4 protein-coding genes are annotated in these 2,315 nt (G+C 72.7%); 1 reads left to right on the top strand and 3 read right to left on the bottom strand.

Translation table 11 applies throughout. From position 1 onward, the window contains the following. The coding region (locus tag ACZ42X_RS04215) for a biotin carboxylase N-terminal domain-containing protein (RefSeq protein ID WP_468284147.1) at window positions 1-587 on the bottom strand (587 nt) is incomplete at its 3' end. A 346-nt stretch (window positions 588-933) separates the two neighbouring features. Here ACZ42X_RS04215 and ACZ42X_RS04220 point away from each other — a divergent pair. Then, window positions 934-1,353 carry a hypothetical protein gene (locus ACZ42X_RS04220; RefSeq protein ID WP_468284149.1) on the top strand — a complete coding sequence of 140 codons (420 nt, stop codon included), beginning with the start codon at window positions 934-936 and terminating at the stop codon, window positions 1,351-1,353. 28 nt (window positions 1,354-1,381) lie between these two features. Here ACZ42X_RS04220 and ACZ42X_RS04225 read toward each other — a convergent pair whose 3' ends face one another. Next, the gene (locus ACZ42X_RS04225) at window positions 1,382-1,993 is read right to left on the bottom strand and encodes a Maf family protein (RefSeq protein ID WP_468284151.1); all 612 of its coding nucleotides are present in this window, start codon (window positions 1,991-1,993) and stop codon (window positions 1,382-1,384) included. Between the two features lie 36 nt (window positions 1,994-2,029). Further along, window positions 2,030-2,158, bottom strand: coding sequence for a morphogenic membrane protein MmpB (mmpB, locus tag ACZ42X_RS04230; protein WP_361427955.1), 129 nt, complete (start codon window positions 2,156-2,158; stop codon window positions 2,030-2,032). Window positions 2,159-2,315 lie beyond the last annotated feature (157 nt).

Raw genomic sequence — 2,315 nt, forward strand, 5'->3', positions numbered from 1 at the left:
CACTCGCCGCGGCCGAAGGCGGCGACCGCCTCGCGGACGGCCGAGTCGTACAGCTCGGGGACCTCTTCGAGGGTGCGGGCGACCTTCAGACCGCGCCCGCCGCCGCCGAAGGCGGCCTTGATCGCGATGGGCAGGCCGTGCTCCTTGGCGAAGGCGACGACCTCCTCGGCGCCGGAGACCGGGTCCGGGGTGCCGGCGACCAGCGGCGCGCCGGCGCGCTGGGCGATGTGGCGGGCGGCGACCTTGTCACCGAGGTCGCGGATGGCCTGGGGCGGCGGGCCGATCCAGGTCAGGCCGGCGTCGATGACCGCCTGGGCGAACTCCGCGTTCTCGGAGAGGAATCCGTAACCTGGGTGGATGGCGTCCGCGCCGGAGTCCTTGGCGGCCTGGAGCACCTTGGCCATGTCCAGGTAACTGGCGGCCGGGGTGTCACCGCCCAGGGCGAACGCCTCATCCGCGGCACGGACGTGCAGAGCGTCCCGGTCCGGATCGGCGTAGACGGCTACGCTCGCGATCCCGGCGTCCCGGCAGGCACGGGCGACACGGACAGCGATTTCGCCACGGTTGGCGATGAGCACCTTGCGCACGATGGCTCCCTCCTTGAAACAAGCTGAGTTTAGGGACTGCCGACACGGCCTTTCGACCCGTCCCCACTAGTGAGCTTGCCCACACGGAGCGTGATCCGAGGCGTATCCAGGGGGTGAAATCCCTTGTCGCACCACGTTACGCAGGGCACCTTCACGGCACAGTAACCCTGGGGTGTGGTCAAGGTCTCTGTCCTGGCGGCCAGCGCGCTGTCCGGTTTCTTTGTGGAGTCCCTACGAATGGGCGAATGATTCTTTGCGGTCGTGCCGAGACCCTTGTCCAAAGGTTTACCAGTCAGTAGCGTTCGCGTCGTCATCCGTACTGCTGGTAACAGTCAGGGGGCCCGTGGTGACCCGAAGACCGATAGCCCTGGCGACCGGCGTCGCCCTGCTCGCCGAGGCGGCGGGCGTCCTGCTGGTCCACGTCGCGCTGACCGCGGTCCTCGGCGGCCAGCGGATGTCCCTGGCGGGCCTCGACCCGGACGCCATGATCGCCGGGACCTGGGCCATGGGCGGCGTCCTCGCCGCGTTCCTGGCCCTGTGCGGGGTCCTGCTGCTGGTCCTGTCCGTGCGCGACCGCGCGCCCGGCCGCGCGGTGCGCCTCCTGCTGATCTCCTGCGCGATCACCCACGGCGTGCTCGGCGCCGTGACGGCCGCCCTGGTGGGCTGGGGCGCGTTCGCCTTCATGATGGCGATGCTGGCGCTGGTGGTGGCGTCGCTGGTCCTCTACGGCCCCGAGGCCGCGGAGCCCGACGCGGCTCCCGCCTGAGCCCCGCCCCGGCGCGCGCGCCGCACCGTCAGGAACGCTCCGTCCACAGATCGGTGATCTCGACGCCCAGCTGCCGCAGCAGACGGCGCAGCAGCGGCAGGGACAGCCCGATGACGTTGCCCGGGTCGCCGTCGATGCCGTCGATGAAGGGGGCCGAGCGCCCGTCGAGCGTGAAGGCGCCCGCCACGTGGAGCGGCTCGCCGCTGGCGACGTACGCCGCGATCTCCTCGTCCGTCGGCTCGCCGAAGCGGACCAGCGTCGAGCCGGTCGCGGACGCGTACCGCTTGGCCGCCGTGTCGTAGACGCAGTGGCCCGTCTGGAGGACGCCGACACGGCCACGCATCGCCTTCCAGCGGGCGGTGGCCTCCTCGGCGTCGGCCGGCTTGCCGAGGGCCTGCTTGTCCAGTTCCAGGACGGAATCGCAGCCGATGACGAGCGCGCCGCTCACCTCGGGGCGGGCGGCGACGTGAGCCGCCTTGGCCTCGGCGAGGGCGAGGGCGAGCTCGGCCGGCGTCGGGGCGGTGACCTTGTCCTCGTCGACGCCGCTGACGATCACCTCGGGGGCGAGTCCGGCCTGCCGCAGCAGGCCGAGGCGGGCGGGGGACGCGGACGCGAGGACCAGGCGGCGCTGAGCAGTCATGGCCGTCATGGTACGGAACGGATCACGGACGGCGGATCAATGCAGGCCGACGACGAGCATGCCCAGCACCATCGCCAGCGCCAGCAGGATCCCCGCGCGCCGCAGCATCACCTGCATGTCGCGCATCTCTTGGGGGGGTTCGTTCTTCGGGTCGGACCACAACATGCCTTCGATCCTGAGGCCGACCGGCCCGGGGGGGGGGGGGGGGGGGGGGGGGGGGGGGGGGGGGGGAGTGGGGGGGGGGGGGGGGGGGGGAGGGAGGGAGGGGAGGGGGGGGGAGAGGGAGGGGGGGGGGGGGGGGGGGGGAGGGGGGGGGGGGGAG

It is taken from the genome of Streptomyces sp. NPDC030862 (genome assembly GCF_055571835.1).

Coding starts and splice junctions, on each gene's coding strand:
- ACZ42X_RS04225 (WP_468284151.1), bottom strand. CDS start 1,993: ATGACTGCTCAGCGCCGCCTGGTCCTCGCGTCCGCGTCCCCCGCCCGC.
- mmpB (WP_361427955.1), bottom strand. CDS start 2,158: ATGTTGTGGTCCGACCCGAAGAACGAACCCCCCCAAGAGATGCGCGAC.